This is a genomic window from Eubacterium ramulus, assembly GCF_045002895.1.
GTDB lineage: Bacteria > Bacillota > Clostridia > Lachnospirales > Lachnospiraceae > Eubacterium_I > Eubacterium_I ramulus.
In genome coordinates this window covers 1587072-1607085 of sequence record NZ_CP173382.1, presented here as the reverse complement: position 1 = coordinate 1607085, position 20014 = coordinate 1587072, and the positions used below count along the sequence as shown (strand labels likewise).

At 42.7% G+C, this 20014-nt stretch carries 19 protein-coding genes; 17 read left to right on the top strand and 2 right to left on the bottom strand.

Annotation, left to right across the window (positions count from 1 at the left end; genetic code table 11):
- Window positions 1-17 precede the first annotated feature (17 nt).
- Window positions 18-1634, top strand: coding sequence for an acetyl-CoA carboxylase carboxyltransferase subunit alpha (locus ACIRUQ_RS07605; protein WP_404856552.1), 1617 nt, complete (start codon window positions 18-20; stop codon window positions 1632-1634).
- A 760-nt stretch (window positions 1635-2394) separates the two neighbouring features.
- On the opposite strand, the gene ACIRUQ_RS07600 is transcribed toward ACIRUQ_RS07605, so the two are convergent.
- The gene (locus tag ACIRUQ_RS07600) at window positions 2395-3192 is read right to left on the bottom strand and encodes an SDR family oxidoreductase (RefSeq protein WP_055289165.1); all 798 of its coding nucleotides are present in this window, start codon (window positions 3190-3192) and stop codon (window positions 2395-2397) included.
- 275 nt (window positions 3193-3467) lie between these two features.
- On the opposite strand from ACIRUQ_RS07600, the gene ACIRUQ_RS07595 reads away from it, so the two are divergent.
- Both ACIRUQ_RS07595 and ACIRUQ_RS07590 read left to right on the top strand, forming a co-directional pair.
- Complete coding sequence (locus ACIRUQ_RS07595) at window positions 3468-4199, top strand: TraX family protein (protein ID WP_022035431.1); 732 nt, start codon at window positions 3468-3470, stop codon at window positions 4197-4199.
- Window positions 4200-4216: 17 nt separating this feature from the next.
- Window positions 4217-4753 (top strand): DUF5662 family protein, encoded by a 537-nt coding sequence (locus ACIRUQ_RS07590; protein ID WP_022035430.1) that lies wholly within the window; start codon window positions 4217-4219, stop codon window positions 4751-4753.
- Between the two features lie 134 nt (window positions 4754-4887).
- On the opposite strand, the gene ACIRUQ_RS07585 is transcribed toward ACIRUQ_RS07590, so the two are convergent.
- Window positions 4888-5772, bottom strand: a complete 885-nt coding sequence (locus tag ACIRUQ_RS07585; protein ID WP_022035429.1) for an RluA family pseudouridine synthase — start codon at window positions 5770-5772, stop codon at window positions 4888-4890.
- Between the two features lie 357 nt (window positions 5773-6129).
- Here ACIRUQ_RS07585 and ACIRUQ_RS07580 point away from each other — a divergent pair, with 357 nt between their 5' ends.
- From ACIRUQ_RS07580 to ACIRUQ_RS07515, 14 genes are all read left to right on the top strand, one after another.
- On the top strand, window positions 6130-6801 hold the full coding sequence (locus ACIRUQ_RS07580) for a DNA-3-methyladenine glycosylase (RefSeq protein WP_022035427.1): 672 nt from the start codon (window positions 6130-6132) through the stop codon (window positions 6799-6801).
- 82 nt (window positions 6802-6883) lie between these two features.
- Entirely contained in the window at window positions 6884-7438 is a 555-nt protein-coding gene (locus ACIRUQ_RS07575) for a methylated-DNA--[protein]-cysteine S-methyltransferase (protein WP_022035426.1), read from the top strand.
- A gap of 426 nt (window positions 7439-7864) precedes the next feature.
- The gene (locus ACIRUQ_RS07570) at window positions 7865-8335 is read left to right on the top strand and encodes an RNA polymerase sigma factor (RefSeq protein WP_021740078.1); all 471 of its coding nucleotides are present in this window, start codon (window positions 7865-7867) and stop codon (window positions 8333-8335) included.
- A gap of 160 nt (window positions 8336-8495) precedes the next feature.
- On the top strand, window positions 8496-9083 hold the full coding sequence (locus ACIRUQ_RS07565; RefSeq protein WP_404856545.1) for a zf-HC2 domain-containing protein: 588 nt from the start codon (window positions 8496-8498) through the stop codon (window positions 9081-9083).
- A 270-nt stretch (window positions 9084-9353) separates the two neighbouring features.
- Entirely contained in the window at window positions 9354-10007 is a 654-nt protein-coding gene (gene fsa / locus ACIRUQ_RS07560) for a fructose-6-phosphate aldolase (protein WP_055289160.1), read from the top strand.
- A 226-nt stretch (window positions 10008-10233) separates the two neighbouring features.
- A complete protein-coding gene (gene sigK, locus ACIRUQ_RS07555; protein WP_022035405.1) occupies window positions 10234-10857 on the top strand; it encodes an RNA polymerase sporulation sigma factor SigK in 624 nt (207 codons plus the stop codon).
- Window positions 10858-10967: 110 nt separating this feature from the next.
- Window positions 10968-12497, top strand: a complete 1530-nt coding sequence (locus ACIRUQ_RS07550) for a YifB family Mg chelatase-like AAA ATPase (RefSeq protein WP_055289156.1) — start codon at window positions 10968-10970, stop codon at window positions 12495-12497.
- Between the two features lie 2 nt (window positions 12498-12499).
- Complete coding sequence (gene dprA, locus ACIRUQ_RS07545; RefSeq protein ID WP_082432660.1) at window positions 12500-13672, top strand: DNA-processing protein DprA; 1173 nt, start codon at window positions 12500-12502, stop codon at window positions 13670-13672.
- Window positions 13673-13706: 34 nt separating this feature from the next.
- Complete coding sequence (gene topA / locus ACIRUQ_RS07540; protein WP_055289153.1) at window positions 13707-15785, top strand: type I DNA topoisomerase; 2079 nt, start codon at window positions 13707-13709, stop codon at window positions 15783-15785.
- 334 nt (window positions 15786-16119) lie between these two features.
- The gene (codY, locus tag ACIRUQ_RS07535; protein WP_044964334.1) at window positions 16120-16902 is read left to right on the top strand and encodes a GTP-sensing pleiotropic transcriptional regulator CodY; all 783 of its coding nucleotides are present in this window, start codon (window positions 16120-16122) and stop codon (window positions 16900-16902) included.
- Window positions 16903-17091: 189 nt separating this feature from the next.
- On the top strand, window positions 17092-17826 hold the full coding sequence (gene rpsB, locus ACIRUQ_RS07530) for a 30S ribosomal protein S2 (protein ID WP_022035400.1): 735 nt from the start codon (window positions 17092-17094) through the stop codon (window positions 17824-17826).
- A gap of 55 nt (window positions 17827-17881) precedes the next feature.
- The gene (tsf, locus tag ACIRUQ_RS07525; RefSeq protein WP_021740088.1) at window positions 17882-18811 is read left to right on the top strand and encodes a translation elongation factor Ts; all 930 of its coding nucleotides are present in this window, start codon (window positions 17882-17884) and stop codon (window positions 18809-18811) included.
- A 454-nt stretch (window positions 18812-19265) separates the two neighbouring features.
- Window positions 19266-19514 (top strand): hypothetical protein, encoded by a 249-nt coding sequence (locus ACIRUQ_RS07520; RefSeq protein ID WP_055289150.1) that lies wholly within the window; start codon window positions 19266-19268, stop codon window positions 19512-19514.
- A 9-nt stretch (window positions 19515-19523) separates the two neighbouring features.
- The gene (locus ACIRUQ_RS07515) at window positions 19524-19931 is read left to right on the top strand and encodes a hypothetical protein (protein ID WP_154314574.1); all 408 of its coding nucleotides are present in this window, start codon (window positions 19524-19526) and stop codon (window positions 19929-19931) included.
- The last annotated feature ends 83 nt before the right edge of the window (window positions 19932-20014 follow it).

The following is a 20014-nucleotide window of genomic DNA, read 5'->3' as shown; positions in this document are numbered from 1 at the left end:
AGGATATCCCGGAGGGCATGTGGATCAAATGCGATGCATGCGGGGAATTACTTTACAAAGAAGATGTGGTACACAATCACTATTCCTGCTATAAATGCGGCAAATATTTCCGTCTTTCCACAAAGCGCAGATTGCGCATGGTTGCAGACAAGCAGTCTTTTGAAGAGTGGGATACCGGTCTTGAGACAGCAAATCCACTGGATTATCCGGGGTATCCGGAAAAATTAGACGGATTAAAGGAAAAACTTCATATTGATGAAGCTGTGACAACCGGTGTATGTACCATCAAAGGAGAGAAAACGGTCATTGCAGTATGTGATGCACGCTTTCTTATGGGAAGTATGGGATATGTGGTGGGCGAAAAAATCACCCGTGCCGTGGAAAAAGCAACAGAAATGAAACTCCCGGTTATTATTTTCTGTTGTTCCGGTGGTGCCCGTATGCAGGAAGGAATGGTTTCCCTGATGCAGATGGCAAAAACGTCTGCAGCATTGAAAAAACATTCCGATGCAGGACTGTTATATGTTTCTGTGCTTACTGATCCGACTACCGGTGGAGTGACGGCAAGTTTCGCCATGCTGGGCGATATTATCCTGGCAGAGCCGGGGGCACTGGTAGGCTTTGCCGGTCCCCGCGTCATTGAGCAGACGATTGGACAGAAGTTGCCAGAAGGTTTTCAGCGGGCAGAGTTCCTGGTGGAACACGGTCTCATTGATGGGATTATCCGCCGTGAGGATATGAAAGATACCTTGGCGCGTCTGTTGCATATGCATACACAGAAAGCTTCCGCGGATACTATTGCGACAGTAGATGTGTCTGATATCATGCATGGACAGAAAAAGAAAAAAGGAAAAATGACCGCCTGGGATCGTGTCATGGCAGCAAGAGCTTCCGAACGACTTACGGCATTGGATTACATTCATGAAATCTTCAGTGATTTTGAAGAATTTCACGGAGACCGTCATGTAGATGATGATGGAGCAACGGTAGGTGGAATCGCATATCTGGATGAATGTCCGATTACGGTGATTGGACAGCAGAAAGGACGGACCACAAAAGAAAATATTACGAGAAACTTTGGTATGCCGTCTCCGGAAGGATATCGCAAAGCATTGCGTCTGATGAAACAGGCGGAGAAATTTCATCGTCCGATCATCAACTTTATCGACACACCGGGAGCATTTCCGGGACTGGAAGCCGAGGAACACGGCCAGGGGGAGGCGATTGCCAGAAACCTGTATGAAATGGCAGCTTTGAAAGTACCGGTATTGAGTATTGTCATCGGCGAAGGCGGCAGTGGTGGTGCGTTGGCACTGGCTGTCGGCAACAAAGTCTGGATGATGGAAAATGCGACTTATACCATTCTTTCCCCGGAAGGATTTGCATCGATCCTTTGGAAAGATGGCAAACGTGCACCTGAGGCAGCAGCATTGATGAAAGTAACTGCAAAAGATCTGCTGGAGATGGGAATCGTGGATGATGTCATTGAGGAGCCGATGCCGGCAAGTGAAGCCAATTTGGTGGAACTCAGTAACGATATGAAGAACCGAATCCGTGGTTTTCTCGCGGAAAATCTTGAAAAAGAACCGGAAGTGCTGGCCGAAGAACGATATGCCCGGTTCCGTCAATTTTAAAATCTTGTTTATCTGTGTAAAGAGACAAACTGAAACGAACTCCAACAAGGACATGAAAAATTTTCTGTGTCCGTTGCATCGCTTATCTCCGACCGCTTCCGCGAACTCGGCTGCAAAAACAGCAGCCTCAGACACACTCACGCGGTCGGGCTAAATGCAACAGCCACGACGAAAATTTTACAACGATCCTTTTGTTGGAGTTCGTTTCAGTTTTGTCTCATTTACGTGATGGCACCTCATGCCACGCATGCACACAAGCTGATAACATAATATTCGTTATGTCGCATGCGCAAATTTATATAGAGCAAAGAATGACACGGAAGCTAAAGTCATCTATTAACTATTTTAGATTCTGAGTCAGAGTGAAAAATCTTGTCGAGCGCGAAGCGGCATACTCTAAAAAAGAACTGCTACACTGTTGTACTTTATAACATACCTAATTGTAGATCTGCACATGCAACACAACAAAGACTATGCTATCAACTTATATGCATGTGTGGCACGCAGTGCGTCGTGTAAATGGCTGATTATTTCACTGTGTAAATACAGAAAACGAAGCATCCTGTCAGGGAAAGCGATTAAGCAAACGATCGAGTTTCACGAGTTTTTGCGCGAGTGGGAACGACCTCTTTTTCAGGCGTGGGAACGAGCGCGATGAAAACGACGTGAAACGAGGGTAGTGAGCGTCTAGCGTCCTGACAGGATGCTTCGTTTTCGTATTAAAAATTAAATTTCAGCCAACAACAAGACAAACAAGAATTTATATGCGGCGAATCAGTTCCCACCAACCCATAGCAACTACCGGCGGCATGATTTTACAGAATAGTCGATGTACAAAACAGACCGGTCCCGGAGTGGATACCCATAGTCCGAGTTTGTTATCAAGCAAGGCAAGACGTACCACAGATTTTGTTTTGGAAGCCAGTGGAAAGTGATGTACCGCGTGAGCCGCTTTCGGATTGTCAGTATGTTTTGCAACACTGATAAATTCGGTATCTTTGATCCAGTAGGGGCAGACTGCTGTCACATAAATTTGTTTCCCAATCAGTTCCCAGCGAAGCGCCTGGCTGTAGCGCAGCAGAAAAGCTTTGGATGCGGCATATACATTAAGTCCCTGCATCGGCTGAAAGCCTGCTGTAGAACAGATTTGTAAAATGTGGGAGCCTTTGGTAAAGTGCGGCATACAAATTGCAGTCATATGCACGGCTGCTTTACAGTTCAGATCGATCATATGGGTTAATTCTTCCGGCTGCAATGTGAATGGTCCGCCAATTTTGGCAAATCCGGCAGCGTTGATCAGATATTTGACGGTTGGCATCTCAATCTCCAGTTTATCCTGAAAATCTTTCATTTGTTCCTTATCTGTAATGTCCATTGGCATGGCAGCACCAACGCAGATTCCAGTGGCAGATATTTCCTGTGCCAGAGTAAGCAATGGTTCTTTTCGTCTTGCGAGCAGCCAGATTTCATCAATTTCAGCAGCATAGTTGTGACAGAGCTGTAAAGCAAATTCACGTCCGAGACCACTGGAAGCACCAGTGATAATTGCAATGTTCATATATATTAAATCCTCCGGATTATTTCCAAAATGTGTTTTTTTACTATCAAAAAAGGTAAACTCCCCATTGTCTAAAGCCAGTGGAATTGCGGTAGCCTTATTTTAAGATAGAAATTCTGATAAAACTTCTTTTATATTATAACAAATGTGGATACGGTGCAAGTTATTGCAGTATAAACATGAGAGAAGATACCATGAAAAATCAGGGTTACATACAGATCAAACTATGATAAGATGATGGGGTGAGAATTACAGAAAGTGAAGAGGACGTATTTATGAATAAAAAATATAAATGTATCAACAGTTTTATACTGAAGATGATTGCCATTATAACAATGGTCATTGATCATGTGGGTGCAGTGCTGTTCCCAATGAATATGATGTTCCGTTATATTGGAAGAATATCATTTCCATTGTTTGTCTTTTTGCTTGTGGAAGGAAGTATTCATACCAGAAAAATTCGAAAATACGAATTGAGGATGTTTTTATTTGCTCTCATTTCAGAAATTCCGTTTGATCTGGCTTTTTCGAACGAAATCGTCAATATTCATTCACAGAATGTATTCTGGACACTGGGTATTGGACTGGTGATGCTGGATCTGATTCAGAATGGGGCATCTTATATAAAACAGCATAGAAGTGATCTGATACAGGAAGCCTGGATAGAAGGTCAGCCAATTCCGATAATCTGGCAGTTCATTGTAGTAGCTGTTTGTAGTTGCGTGGCACAGGTATTGCAGACAGATTACGGTGCTGGTGGTATTCTGCTGATTTATCTTGTCTGGATGACACATGAAAATGTACCTGCACAGGCGGTTTCATTTGCTGTTATCGCTATACTGTTTTTTGGTGTGGTCGAGCTTCCGGGTGTGATTGCCTTTTTGCCGATTCTTTTGTATAATGGGAAGAAAGGACCGTCTGCAAAATATATATTTTATGCATTTTATCCGGTGCATCTGTTTCTTTTGCATCTGATACAGGCGAGTACATTTTTTATAGTGAGATAACTACGGGAGGCATGTTTTTGAAATTCTGGAAACATTTAAAGACAATCAATCATCATAAAATGCTGGTCATGAAAGGCTGCTTTCGGGTAGGTCTGTATAAACAGGGGTTGCTGCATGATCTGTCAAAATATATGCCGTCGGAGTTCCTGGTTGGCTGCAAATATTATCAGGGAGATGTCAGTCCAAACAATGCAGAACGAGAGGACAGGGGCTATTCTTCCGCATGGCTTCATCATAAAGGACGCAACAAACATCATATGGAATACTGGATTGATTATGGAATGCCATCGGAACCGGCGATGGTAGGAATGCGTATGCCGGATAACTATGTGGTAGAAATGTTTATTGATCGTATGTCTGCTTCAAAAAATTATCAGAAGGAAAAATATACGGACCGGAGTGCGCTGGAATACTATCTGCGGGGGAAAAATCGGCATATCATGCATCCGGAAGTACGGGAACTGTTGGAAAAACTGTTGTATATGCTGGCGGATGAGGGGGAGGATGCTACCTTTGATTATATTCGCAGAGAAGTATTGCATAATAAGAAGTAAAAAAGACAAATAATGAGTGACGAATGTTGATCATGAACAAGTAGCGAAAGCGGATTGCGAATGTCCATTTTACCACGATATTATATAAGCAAAATGCTGGAAGGTATGTGTAAGTTTTATCTCAGCCGAAATTTTTACGACTGAGACAGAAGCTGTTGCATATCTTCCGGCAGTTTTGCGTTTATGGTTAATGTTTCTCCGGTGATCGGATGCGTAAAAGTCAGGGATGCGCAGTGCAGTGCCTGACGGCTTATGGAGTGATCTTCCGGATGATACAGAAAATCACCGAGAAGCGGATGCCCGGTATGTTTCATATGCACACGGATCTGATGAGTGCGTCCGGTTTCCGGTTTGACTCGAACCAGAGAAATCTGTCCGTTGGTCCACTCTCGGGTAAAATGTGTCACGGCAGAGTCGCCTTTTTCGAAATCCACGCATCGTTCAATGACAGAGTCTGCGGCACGACAGATTGGCGCATTAATAGTGCCGTGTTCTGGAGTAACACCGTCACAAAGTGCCAGATATTCCTTCTGAATCAGTTTTTGCTGCATTGCTTTGGACAGGACAGAAGCGGAAAGCATGTGTTTTGCCAGAAGTGTGACACCGGTGGTATCCCGGTCCAGCCGTGTAATGCAACGGAAGGTATAGGGATTCTGCTGCGTGGCATAATACCACAGCACGCCATTTGCCAGCGTCTGTTCATAATGATTCATAGAAGGATGAATTGGCATATTTGCCGGTTTGTCAATGACCAGAATGTCCTCATCTTCATACAAAATGGAGAGCGGAATTTCATTTGGCACAATATTGCCGGAGCCTTCGTTTTCTTCTATGTGGATGTGAAGCAGATCTCCGGCGTGGAGAGGCTCGTTCACATAACTCCAGATGCCGTTTTTTAAAATGCTTTCCGGTGTTTTTTTCAAGTGTACAATCAAGTTGGAAGAGTAGCCGTGCTCCTTTAAAAATGAAAGGATACTATCAGCTTCCTGGGTGATTTTATAATCTAAATTTCGAATCATAATACACTATAACACATAATAAGACCGTCCTCTACAACCTGGTTCCATACTTCGGCTGCCTGTGCAGCATTCTGTGTCTGATAAGGTATGATCTGTATATTCATAAAAAGTTCCTCCTGATTCAATTTTGTAGGTTTTGAGTGTATATATTGTAAAAATGATATCAATAATAATCGGAATAAGACATCAGATATGATTATATATTGTTATCGGTAACTTGACAATTTTTTTATGAAATAAAATAATTATGTATCGTATATATTCAGATGAAAAATAGTGGTACAATGACACAAGAATAGGTGAGCACGTGAATGGAAATAATACTATATTTTAGCAAGCATAGAACGGAGAATAAGAATGTATTTTAAATATGGGGAAACAGAACTGGAGTATTTGAAACAAAAGGACAAGAAACTGGCGGAAGTGATGGAAGAGATTGGGATGATTGAACGAGAGGTCGATACGGATCTTTTTTCTTCCGTGGTACATCACATTATCGGACAGCAGATTTCTACGAAAGCGCAGGAGACGATATGGCGGCGAATGAAGGATGATCTTGGTGTTATTGACGCGGAGACGATTCTGGAAGCAGGGATTCCGAAGCTTCAGGCGTATGGAATGACGTTTCGGAAGGCGGAATATCTGACAGATTTTGCAGAAAAAATAAAAAATGGAGCATTTGATCTGGATGCTGTGTGGCAGATGTCAGACCAGGAGGCAATTGAAGCATTATCGTCATTGAATGGAATCGGTGTGTGGACAGCGGAAATGATTTTACTGTTCTGTATGCAGCGGTCGGATGTATTCAGTTATGGTGATCTGGCGATTTTGCGGGGACTTCGCATGGTATATCATCACAGAAAAATTGATAAAAAGATGTTTGAAAAGTATCGCAGACGATTTTCACCGTACTGCAGTGTGGCAAGTCTGTATCTGTGGGCTGTGTCAGGAGGTGCTATTCCGGGTATGAAGGATTATGCACCAAAAACAATAAAGAGTAAGACGGCAGAGAAGAAGAAAGTGAAATAAAAATGCCATTCGGAATTATATTAAAGTAAAAAAGAATAACTGTATTGTAAGAGAAAGATGGAAAAGGGTACGAGGTAGAGACATGGAATACATACATCACTATCATTCACCATTGGGTGGCATCACTGTGGCAAGTGACGGCGAAGTATTGACAGGTTTGTGGTTTGACGGACAGAAATATTTTGCTGTGACTTTGGCAAAGGAGCATGAAGAAAAAATGCTGCCGGTATTTGAAGAGACAGACCGTTGGCTGGACATTTATTTTCAGGGAAAAGAGCCGGATTTTCTTCCACCGGTGTCTTTTGCTAGTGGCTCTGAATTCCGGCAGGAAGTGTGGAAAATTCTTCTGTCGATTCCTTATGGAAAAACCATGACTTACGGAGAAATTGCGGCATGTATCGCAAAACAGCGGGGACTTACCCGGATGTCAGCACAGGCAGTGGGTGGTGCGGTTGGTCATAACCCGATTTCGATTATTGTGCCATGTCACAGAGTGGTGGGAACGGATGGAAGTCTGACCGGTTATGCAGGTGGTATTGATAAAAAAATAAAATTATTAGAATATGAACATATGGATGTGGAGCAGTTTTATGTGCCGAAAAAGGGAACCATTTGCAAAAACAAAACCATTGGGTGAAAAAGTGACACCGCGTGTGTTTGCATAAAGAAGCATTCAAGTCGAACGCACGTGAGACTTGGTGCGTGATTCTGGTCAGCGAAAGCTGACATATTCTTCTCAGAATCACTGCACATCCTCGCGGAGCGTTTATCTCAGTCGGAGATTGAACTCCCACTGAGAAAGATTTGTTATTACTCACCACTTGCAGAAGTGGGAGTCTCAACTCAGACTGAGATGAAATATTAAGTAGAGGCAGATACAGGTAATAATGAGAAAAAGAACTGGAACTGTGACAGAAATTGTCGGTGCCGGTTCTTTTTTTCGTATTTTTTTGATAAAATTTGTAATGAATTGTATTCTGATGCGTCTTATTAGTAAAAATAGATTTAGAGGAGGCATATCAGAATGAAAAATAGTTATGAAAAATGAGAGGCAGGCGTGGAAATGGAAGATATTGATACCATATCCAGATATTATAAAATTGTGTTTGGATATGTGTTTTCACTTTGTGGAAACCGCGAACTTACAGAAGATATCGTGCAGGATACGTTTGTAAAGGCAATCCTGCATGAAAAATGCTTTCGAGGCGACTGTAAAATGGAATCCTGGCTCTGCCAGATTGCAAAAAATATATATTACTCTTATCTGAGAAAGAAAAAAGGGCAGGAACCGGCAGAACGCGAATGTGCGGAACATGATTTTGTACATAAACTGGAGGAAAAAGATACGGCGAAAGCTGTGTTAAAGGTTCTGCATGAACTGCCGGAACCGTACAGAGAGGTGTTCTATTTGCATGTGTTTGGTGAAGTTGCTCTTGTGGAAATTGCGGAACTGTTTGGAAAATCACCAAGCTGGGCGGGGGTTACTTATTACAGGGCAAAACAGAAAATCAGTGATAATTTGAACGCAGAATAAGCATTCCCCCGTTTCAAGTGCGTAGAGCACTAAGCGGTGGGTAAGGGGGATGCTTATGTCAGTGGGAGTTAAAAGCTCCCACTGACAGGTCGCAAAGCGACTGCGTTCATGAGCAAGTAGCGAAAGCGGATTGCGAATGTTCGCTTTATGGAGGATGGTTATGAATAACATTAGTTGTGATGTGATACAGGATTTGATGCCGGTTTATATTGAACATATGTGCAGCACAGAGAGTCGGAAGCTGGTAGAAGCGCACATGGCGGAATGTGAGGGCTGCAGGCATGTTTTCCGTGCTTATACAGACGAAACAATTGTAAGAGAAGTGTCTCGCACAGAAGCGCATGCAGAAGGTAAGGAAAACGAATTTCATCAGATTTTGAAAAATGTGGAAAATAAAGTGATAAAACGTGTTGCAGTGATTGCAGTCATCATTGTCTCTTTTGCAGCAGCTATTGGCATTATAAATTTTGTGCCGGTCTTTCCTGCCAGTTACGAAGATGCAATTGTGCATGTTACTGCTTCAGAAGAAAAAGACAGGATCGATATTGACACTGCACAAGTTCGTCTGCATGAGGATGTGGTTGACGATTCCATTGTTTTGACAGGAAGATACAGTCTGGCAGCCAGACGCAGCTATGAAAAAAGTGGCCAGAGATACCGCTATGAAAAATCTCTGGAAAATAGAAAAATCAGCAGGGTGATTTACAGAGGCACAGATGGCACGGAGACGGTTTTATGGGAAAAATAGAGAACAAAGAATATCCGGTGAAATTTGCCGGGAAAGCTGTTTTCAGATAATTTCAGAGCCAATCTTAAAATATATCAGGATATGCTATATTGATGATGGTTTCCTGTCCGTTTGTAGTAAAATCATAGGATAGATGATTGTAGAAGAGGCGCTTATTTATGGTGTGAATATCGTTCTGGGACCGGAAGTAACTATCAAACGAAATCCGTTGTGGCAGAAATTCTAAATTGGTGTATAATAAAGATAATTTAAAGAAGGGGGTTACCAGAGATGAAGTTTTTTATTGACACTGCAAATGTAGAAGATATTAAAAGGGCGAATGATATGGGGGTAATCTGTGGTGTTACAACAAATCCATCACTGATCGCAAAGGAAGGCCGTGATTTTAAAGAAGTCATCAAAGAAATTACATCCATCGTGGACGGACCGATTTCCGGAGAGGTAAAATCTACAACTGTAGATGCAGAAGGAATGATCAGAGAAGGGCGCGAGATTGCAGCAATCCATCCGAATATGGTCGTAAAAATCCCGATGACCGTCGAAGGTCTGAAAGCCGTCAAAGTACTTTCAGCAGAAGGCATCAAGACGAATGTAACATTGATTTTTACCGCAAACCAGGCACTTTTGGCAGCAGAGGCAGGTGCGACCTATGTATCTCCGTTTCTTGGCAGACTGGATGACATCAATCAACCAGGCATCGAATTGGTACGTACGATCGCAGAGATTTTTGCTGTCTATGGTTATGAGACAGAAATTATTGCGGCATCTGTAAGAAATCCGATCCATGTAACTGACTGTGCACTGGCAGGTGCTGATATAGCGACAGTACCGTACAAGGTCATTGAGCAGATGACAAAACATCCACTGACAGATCAGGGAATCGAAAAGTTCCAGGCGGATTATAAAGCAGTATTTGGGGAATGATTTGGAGAAGAAAAAGAAGTGTCAAAGTTCTGACCATTCAGAAATTAATATCCAGATAAAAAACGGGAATCAGAAAACGGGACGTTTCTGGTTCCTGTTTTTTTGGGAGAAATATGCCAAGACTTTCCTGAATGTTGTAAGTGACGAAAAATCACACAGATTTTCAGACACGGGAAGAGCCTGACGGACATAGAATAATAGAAAGGCCGCACACGGAGGTGCCGATTTGAAATCATTTCAATCGCCGCTGAGTACGTTGGAAGAAAAGCAGTATCTGGAGCAGCTGAAAAACGGAAGCGAGCAGGCAAAATCGGTATTGATCGAGCGGAATTTGCGGCTTGTGGCACACATTGCGCGGAAATATCAGGGCACGCAGGAGGACATGGAGGATCTGATCTCCATCGGAACTGTCGGACTGATCAAGGCAGTTTCTACTTATAATTTGGAAAAAGGCAGCCGTCTTGGAACCTATGCTGCCCGTTGTATCGAAAATGAACTGCTGATGTATTTTCGCAGCAAAAAGAAGACTGCCAGGGATGTGTCGCTCTATGAGCCGATCGGAACAGATAAGGAGGGCAACCAGATCAAATTACTGGATATCGTGGAGAGCGGTGAACCGGAACTGTGGGAACGTGTGGTGGAAAAGAAAAACATTCTGCGATTATATGAATTGGTATCGAAGGTGCTGGATGAACGGGAAAATTGGATCATCCGGCGGCGATACGGTCTATATAATACAAAGCCTGTAACGCAGCGGGAAATAGCCAACAGTCTTGGTATTTCTCGCTCCTATGTCAGCCGGATTGAGAAGAAAGCGCTGGAAAAACTGCGGCAGGCGTTTTTATCATAGACAGATTCCTGTAGATATGTTAGAGTAAACTTGTCTTTTAATCTTACTTTTTACTTTTTTTCGGCAGTCGCCGGATTTTTTCCGTATACGAAAAGAGGAAAAATGAATATATGTATAGTGTAATTAAAACAGCAGTAGTCTGTGGCTTTGAATCACTTCCGGTTCAGGTAGAAACGGATGTCAGTGACGGTATGCCTTCTTTTGATATGGTGGGATTTCTGACATCCGAGGTAAAAGAAGCCAGAGAGCGGGTGCGCACGGCACTGAAAAATGCAGGATTTCGTTTGCCGGCAAAAAAGATCACCATCAATCTGACACCGGCAGATGTGAGAAAATCCGGTACGGGATGTGATCTGCCGATGGCAGCATCTGTTCTGGCAGCATTCGGGTTTCTAGATGAGCACATTTTAAGTAGTTATCTGCTGCTTGGAGAAGTTGGACTAAACGGTAGTATTCTACCGACGAAAGGGGTGCTGTCAACGGCAGTGCTGGCACAGAAAGAAGGCATGCAAGGCATTGTGGTGCCATGGGAGAATGCCAGGGAAGCAGCAATCCTGGATACTGTAAAAGTGATTCCGGTGAAAAATTTAAAAGAGTTTGTGCAGATTTGTCAGCAGGAATTGCCGGAAACCTGCTTTTACCGGGAACAGCAGGATTTTTGGAAGACAGAATATGATGTGGATTTTGCAGAATTGCGAGGACAGCCGATGCTGCGTCGTGCCTGTGAAATTGCAGTGGGCGGGATGCATAATTTGTTGATGATGGGACCACCGGGTTCCGGTAAGACCATGGCAGCAAAGAGGATTCCTACGATTCTTCCGGAACTGAGCCGGGAAGAAAAGCTGGAATTATCTCAGATTTATTCTCTTTGCGGGCTGTTGGATCAGGAACGCATCATCCAAAATGAACGTCCCTTTCGCAGTCCACATCATACGGTGACGGCACAGGCACTGGTGGGCGGTGGAAAGCAGCCCCATCCCGGAGAAATCAGTCTGGCGCATCATGGTATTTTGTTTCTGGATGAACTGGCAGAGTTTAAGCCGGGAATTCTGGATGTATTGAGGGAACCGCTGGAGGAGAAGAAAGTACATATTTCCCGGGTGGGAGGCAGTTTTGTGTATCCGGCAGATTTTATGCTTGTGGCATCGACGAATCCGTGTCCCTGTGGATTTTATCCCAATTTAAATCGTTGCAACTGCAGACCGCAGGCAATCAAAAATTATATTGGGCGTATTTCGCAGGCATTTTTAAACCGTATGGATCTGTGTGTGGAAACAGAAGAAGTCCGGTATACCACGATGAAGGATATGCGGGAGGAGGAAAGCAGTGCAGTGATCCGTGCCCGGGTGAAGCAGGTACATGAAATTCAACGAGAGCGGTTCCGGGGAAGACGCTATCGGTTTAACAGCCAGATGAATATGGAAGATCTGGAAAAATATTGTGTACTGGATGCAGAATCTGCGGAGCGGATGCAGGAGAAGTATGAGGAATACCATTTAAGTGCCCGTACCTATGGAAAAATTCTGAAAACCGCCCGTACCATTGCGGATCTGGCAGGAGCTGAGCATATTCAGTGGGGACATCTGGAAGAGGCTTTTGTATTCCGGAATCCAGACAAGAATTACTGGAGGAGGGACTGAAAATGCATGAATTAATGAATACGACAAAGGAAGTTTTCGGAAAAATAGAAAAGAATGGAGAACAGGGACAGGCAGCAAAGAATCAGGCGCAAGAGAACTTGAAATATGATTTCTGGCTGGCGTCTTTGCTGTATATCGACAGCAGGAAACGTATCCGGGTCAGTGAAATGTGTGGCAGTGCACAGGCCGTCTACGAATTAAAAGAAGAGACTTTGAAAAATATGTACCTTTTTACTGATACAGAGCTTCAATATCTGCTGGAAAGCCGGAAGAAGGATTTGAATCGTATCTGGGAGTGTTTTCTGGCAAAAAATATGCGGCTGATTCCCTATAGCAGCAGGGCGTATCCGGACAAGCTGACACACATCGCACAGCCACCATACGCGATTTTCTGCAAAGGTGCTATGCCGGATGCCCGGAAGAGTGTGGGGATTGTGGGCGCACGTATGTGCTCAGAGTACGGAAGGAGCATTGCAACGAAGCTGGGAAAACTGCTGGCAGATAAAGATGTGCAGGTCATCAGTGGCATGGCACTTGGCATTGACAGTGCTTCCCACGCGGGGGCATTGCAGGGAAAGGGCAGTACCTTTGCGGTGCTTGGGTGTGGTTGTGACGTGTGTTATCCGAAAAATGCCCGGAATTTGTATGAAAATATTCAGAGTTCCGGCGGAGGAATCCTGTCAGAATATCCGCCGGGGACGGAACCGATGCCTTACCGGTTTCCGGAGCGAAACCGGATCATCAGTGCCCTGTCAGACTGTCTGGTAGTCGTGGAGGCGAAGAAAAAGAGCGGTTCCCTGATCACCGCAGATGCAGCATTGGAGCAGGGCAAGGATGTCTATGCGGTGCCGGGGCGGTTCGGAGATGCCCTGAGTGAAGGTTGTAACGCATTGATCGGGCAGGGGGCAGGAATCATTTATGATTTGGACATTTTTCTTGAAAATTTGGGATATTTGCCTGAAAAAGAAGCAGAAACGACAAAAATAAAAAATATTTCTCTTGCGAAAACGGAACAGTTGGTGTATTGTTGTCTTGATTTACATCCAAAACATATCAACTATATTATAGAAGAAACAGGTTTGGACCTGCTTACTGTGCTGCGTGATCTTGGTAACTTGAAGCGGTACAGGTTGGTGCAGGAGACCTTTCAAAACTATTTTAGTAAAAGTATATAATTATTAAGAACATAGAGGTTAAAGAGGGATAAATATGGCGAAGTATTTAGTGATCGTGGAGTCTCCGGCAAAGGTTAAGACAATCAAGAAATTTCTTGGAAAAAATTATGAGGTGGCAGCATCCAACGGACATGTGCGGGATCTGCCGAAAAGTCAGCTTGGATTTGATGTGGAAAATGACTTTGAACCGAAATATATTACCATCCGTGGAAAAGGAGATATTCTGGCAAATCTGCGAAAAGAAGTGAAAAAAGCAGAAAAAGTGTATCTCGCAACTGACCCGGACCGTGAGGGTGAGGCAATTTCCTGGCATCTGGCAAGCGCATTGAAATTGGGGGACAAAGATGCGAAACGTATTACATTTAATGAGATTACAAAGAATGCGGTAAAAGCTTCCCTGAAGAATCCCCGCGAGATCGATATGAATCTGGTGGATGCACAGCAGGCGCGTCGTGTACTGGATCGTATGGTTGGCTACAAGATCAGCCCAGTACTTTGGGCAAAGGTAAAACGAGGCTTAAGCGCGGGACGTGTACAGTCTGTAGCATTGCGTATCATCTGTGACCGTGAGGAAGAGATTAATGCGTTTATTCCGGAAGAATACTGGACGATTGATGCGACATTAAATGTAAAAGGTGAGAAAAAACCGCTGGTTGCAAAATTCTATGGTGATGAAAACGGAAAAATCCAGATCCACAATCAGTCGGAGCTGGATGCAATTTTAAAAGAGATTGAGTCTTGTGAGTACAAAGTACTGGAAGTGAAAAAAGGTGAACGCACCAAAAAGCCGCCGCTTCCGTTCCGGACAAGTACCTTGCAGCAGGAAGCGAGTAAGCATCTGAATTTTTCTACTCAGAAAACGATGCGTCTGGCGCAGCAATTGTACGAGGGTGTGGATATCAAAGGCAGCGGAACTGTGGGACTCATTACTTATCTGCGTACCGATTCCACTCGTGTATCTGAGGAGGCTGAGGCAGCAGCGTCTGAGTACATTAGTGCAAATTATGGTGCCGATTATGTGGGGGGCAGCGTAGATACAAAGAAAAACACTGCAAAAATCCAGGATGCCCATGAAGCAATCCGTCCAACGGATCTGAACCGTTCTCCGGCCATAGTCAAGGATTCTCTGAGCAGAGATCTGTTCCGGCTGTATCAGCTGATCTGGAACCGTTTTGCGGCAAGTTGTATGACACCGGCAGTATATGAGACGACATCTGTTACCATCGGTGCTGGAAAATACCGGTTTCATGTGTCCGCGTCCAAAGTAAAATTTGATGGTTTTATGTCTGTGTATAGTCTGGATGAAGAAAAATCCGACCGCGTATTTTTATCCAAATCACTGGATGAGACCTCAGAGCTGACCGAAGAGGAAATTGAGCCGAAGCAGCATTTTACGCAGCCACCGGCACATTTCACGGAAGCATCTCTTGTAAAGACGCTGGAGGAACTTGGTATCGGCCGTCCGAGTACCTATGCACCGACGATCACGACCATCCTTGGCAGAAGATATATCGTAAAAGAAAATAAGAACCTCTATGTATCTGAACTTGGAGAAGTTGTCAATAATATCATGAAGGAGGCTTTCCCGGAAATTGTGGATGAGCGCTTTACAGCAAATATGGAGTCCCTGCTGGATAAAGTAGAGGAGGGAACCGTAGACTGGAAAATGATCATCCGGAACTTCTACCCGGATCTGGATGCGGCAGTCAAGGCAGCAGAGGCAGAACTGGAGAAAGTTAAAATCGAGGATGAGGTGACAGATGTGGTCTGCGAACAGTGTGGACGTCACATGGTCATTAAATACGGACCACATGGCAGATTCCTTGCCTGCCCAGGATTCCCGGAGTGTCGTAATACAAAACCATATTTTGAGAAGATAGGTGTAGCCTGCCCGAAATGTGGAAAAGATATTGTTCTGAAAAAGACGAAAAAAGGCAGAAAATATTACGGATGCGAGAACAATCCGGATTGCGATTTCATGTCCTGGCAGAAACCGTCCAAAGTTCCATGTCCGCAGTGTGGTGGTTACATGGTAGAAAAGGGAAACAAGCTGGTGTGCGCAGATGAGCAATGTGGCTATGTTATGGAAAAACCAGAGACTTCTGAGGAATAGAACGAAGTATAGATGTGCAGTGATTCTGAGAAGAATATGTCAGCTTACGCTGACCAGAATCACGCACCAAGTCTCACGTGCGTTCGACTTGAAGCTGGTCAGAATCACATGCCTGATTTCACGTCCATTCGACTGAAAGAAAAATAAATGTATAAAGTGCATGAAAAAATTGCTTTTTTTAAAATTTCTTGTATAATTTGAAAAAATCTGACAGATTTAAATAAAATTTGTTGAATTTACAGAAAAATAGTGCTAAGATATGGCTGTTAATTATCTTAGTACTATTTTTTGCTGTAAAATCGGCATAACTGATAAAGAATATATGGAGGAAACTATGAGCAGCGTACAGTTATTAGACAAAACAAGAAAAATCGGAAAACTGCTTCATAATAACAATTCGTCTAAGGTTGTTTTTAATGACATTTGTGATGTTATGACAGATATCCTTGCATCCAACGTACTGGTAATCAGTAAAAAAGGAAAAGTTCTGGGAACAGGTCTTCGTCCGGAAGTAGTAGAGATTACAGAACTTCTGGCAGATCAGGTGGGAAATTATATCGATGCATCTTTAAATGAACGGTTACTTGGTATCCTTTCTACAAAAGAAAATGTAAATCTGGAGACACTTGGATTTACGATGGATAGTGGAAACGGCTATGCGGCAACCATAGCACCGATTGATATTGCAGGAGAGCGTCTCGGTACATTATTTGTATATCGTCAGAATGCACAGTTTGATATTGATGATATTATCCTGTGCGAATATGGCACCACAGTCGTAGGTTTGGAGATGATGCGTTCCGTAAATGAAGAGAATGAGGAAGAGACCAGAAAAAAACAGATTGTAAAATCTGCACTGAGCACACTTTCTTACTCAGAACTGGATGCCATCGAGCATATTTTTGATGAACTGGAAGGTCGTGAGGGTATCCTGGTAGCCAGCAAGATCGCTGACCGTGTAGGTATCACACGTTCCGTTATTGTCAATGCACTGCGGAAGTTTGAAAGTGCCGGTGTTATTGAATCACGTTCTTCCGGAATGAAAGGAACCTACATTAAAGTATTAAATGATGCGGTGTTTGAAGAATTAGACAATCTCAAGACAAAAAATGATTAAAAATATCTTGAAGCGTATCTATAAGTATGTTATACTGAATCGGTCTGAGAAAAGCCACAGGATTTTTTGCGTGCTTTTTTGAGATAAATACTATATTAATCACATATGCGGACTAACCGGGATGGTGCCCACAGGGTGAACCGGCGGGTGAGATGCATATGGAAGAAACAAAACCATGGAGGTAAAAAAATGAGCGTTATTTCAATGAAACAGTTACTGGAAGCAGGTGTACATTTCGGACACCAGACAAGAAGATGGAACCCTAAAATGGCTCCGTACATCTACACAGAGAGAAATGGTATCTACATCATCGACTTACAGAAATCCGTAGGTAAAGTTGACGAAGCTTACAATGCAGTAGCAGATATCGTTGCAGAAGGTGGTACAATCCTTTTTGTTGGTACAAAGAAACAGGCACAGGATGCTATCCAGGCAGAAGCTGAGCGTTGTGGAATGTACTATGTAAACGAGAGATGGTTAGGTGGTATGCTCACAAACTTCAAAACAATCCAGAGCCGTATCGCAAGACTGAAAGCAATCGAGAAAATGTCTGAGGATGGAACATTTGATGTTCTGCCGAAAAAAGAAGTTATCAACCTCAAAAAAGAGTGGGATAAACTTGAGAAAAACCTTGGCGGTATCAAAGAGATGGACAGAATCCCGGATGCTATCTTCGTTGTAGATCCGAAAAAAGAGAGAATCTGTGTTCAGGAAGCTCATACACTGGGAATTCCGCTGATCGGTATCGCAGATACAAACTGTGATCCGGAAGAGTTAGATTATGTAATCCCGGGTAACGATGATGCTATCAGAGCCGTAAAACTGATCGTTTCTAAAATGGCAGATGCTGTTATCGAAGCAAAACAGGGTACAGTAGAAACTGATGAGGAAGTTTTCGAAGAGGCTGAAGGAACAGAGGAGTAATCTGTAGATTTGCGGGAAACCGCATCACTATGAATGAAATCGGAGGAATAAAACCATGGCAATTACAGCATCAATGGTAAAAGAATTAAGAGAGATGACCGGTGCAGGTATGATGGACTGCAAGAAGGCTCTTACAGAGACAAATGGTGATATGGATGCAGCTGTTGAGTTCTTAAGAAAGAACGGACAGGCAAAAGCTGAGAAAAAAGCTGGACGTATCGCAGCAGAAGGTCTTGTACGTGTCGCTATGGATGGTGACAACACAGCAGCAATCGTAGAGGTTAACTCTGAGACAGATTTCGTTGCTAAAAATGATACATTCCAGGAGTATGTAGAAGCTGTTGCAGCTCAGGCTGTTGCATCTGATGCAGCTGATATGGATGCATTTATGGCAGAGGCATGGAATGCAGATTCTTCCAAAACTGTAAAAGATGCTCTTGTAGAGAAAATTGCAGTTATCGGTGAGAACCTGAACATTCGTAGATTCCAGAAAGAGACACAGGAGAACGGATGCATCGTTTCTTATATTCACGGTGGCGGACGTATCGGTGTTCTTGTAAAAGCTGAGACAGCAGTTGTAAACGACGCTGTAAAAGAAGCTCTTACAAACGTAGCAATGCAGGTTGCAGCTCTTGCTCCGAAATATGTTTCTTCTGAGGATGTAAGCGAAGAGTACAAAGAGCATGAGAAAGCTATCCTTCTTGCTCAGGCTAAAAACGAGAACCCGGACAAACCGGAAAATATCATTGAGAAAATGATTATCGGACGTCTGAACAAAGAGCTGAAAGAGGTTTGCTTAATGGAGCAGGCTTACGTTAAAGCAGAGGATGGAAAACAGACTGTTGCTAAATACTTACAGCAGGTTTCCAAAGAAGTTGGAGCTGATATCAAAATCACAGGTTTTGTACGTTTCGAGACAGGTGAAGGTCTTGAGAAGAAAAGCGAAGACTTTGCAGCTGAAGTGGCAGCACAGATGAACGCATAATCTTACAGTTCGCATAAGAATTTGAACCGTATTATTATCATGTAAATCAACGAAAAACCTTGAATTTCCTATGAAAATGGGATGATTCAAGGTTTTTTTGCGTGTTGGGGAATAAATTTTGACTTATCGTAAATTATCGCTATTTATGCATGGAATTGGGTAAAAGTTGGGGAGTGAGTTGGGGAATTTCAATTCCCCAACTGGCGTGTGAAACTTCGCCTCATTCTTCTGAAATAAGTAGGCGGAGATTGCCTGTTTTATTTTGTTGGGGAGTAGTGTAATTACCCAATATTTACCCAACTTTTGATGTATGATAGCGTAAGATTCCCCAACTTTTCATAAGCTATCGTGGAAAATAATAAATTGAAATATTAAAAAAGAGAGATTATAATGAGGACACAGATTTTCGATTATTTGCATAAAGAACCATTTAGTAGTAAAAAGGGGAATAGAATTGATTTTATATCATGTAACATTATTTAATAAGCCAACACAGGAAATACTGATTCCACGAATACCAGAAGATACTTCTATAGGGGAAGAAGTTAAAACAAATAGAATATGTTTGGCACCAAGTATTATTCAATGTTTGCGTGCATTGGAGATATATAAGTATTTTCAAGAAGATACGCTAGATGTTAAAGTTTATAAGATAGTCGTTGATGAAAATGATGAACAGTTAACTTCATGGGAACAGTTATAGTTAAATGGTTTGGTTGATGATGCTGCACTTACACATGAATATTGGTATAAAAGTAAGCTTATTCCAGTAGAATATAATGAATATAGAATTAGTGAATGTATAAAAAAGAGGTATATTATTATTCCCTCAAAAGAGAAAATGCGGATAAAAGAAATCATAGAAACAATGGGAGTATGTTTTGATAGACTGGAGAAATATAATGCATTTCAAATTATGAATGAATGGCTTCCACGACAATCAGAAACATTTCAAGAGCAAGTAAAAAAGAAATTAACACATAAAGTTGAAGAATATACAGAAGGGTCTGCTGAAATTTATAAGAAAATATTTGGAAATATTCCGGAACGTTTTCGTGAAGAAAAAGATTTTCGAGAAATTGAATATCTTGAAAAATGTAAAATAGAATATATTACATAGCCGATTGATTCAAATTGAAAGTCAGTCGGCCTTTTTTTATGCTCATTTTTATACATAGCCAGTCTCGTAAAAAGGATTGGCTA